Below are 385 nucleotides of genomic sequence, written 5' to 3'. Positions count from 1 at the left end.
CCGCCCCGTCAAGCAGACCACCCTGAAAGGCCACACCAGCTACGTGACAGCGGTGGCGGTGACCCCCGACGGGCGCACCGCGATCACCGGCAGCGGCGACGAAACCGCGATCGTGTGGGATCTGGCCGACCGGACCCGCCCCGTCAAGCAGGCCCCCCTGAAAGACCACACCGGTCCCGTGTACGCGGTGGCGGTGACCCCCGACGGACGCACCGCGATCACCGGCAGCCACGACAACACCGCGATCGTGTGGGATCTGGCCGACCGCACCCACCCCGTCAAGCTCACGACCCTGAAAGACCACACCGGTCCCGTGTACGCGGTGGCGGTGACCCCCGACGGACGCACCGCGATCACCGGCAGCCACGACAACACCGCGATCGTG

At 70.1% G+C, this 385-nt stretch carries 1 pseudogene; it reads left to right on the top strand.

Annotation, left to right across the window (positions count from 1 at the left end):
- Positions 1-22: 22 nt before the first annotated feature.
- A pseudogene (locus ABZ260_RS48805) lies at positions 23-385 on the top strand (serine/threonine protein kinase); the annotation flags it as partial.

The organism is Streptosporangium sp. NPDC006013 (assembly GCF_040614275.1).
Lineage (GTDB): Bacteria > Actinomycetota > Actinomycetes > Streptosporangiales > Streptosporangiaceae > Streptosporangium.
The sequence above is the reverse complement of the archived record's forward strand: the minus strand, read 5'-3'. Positions and strand labels throughout refer to the sequence as shown.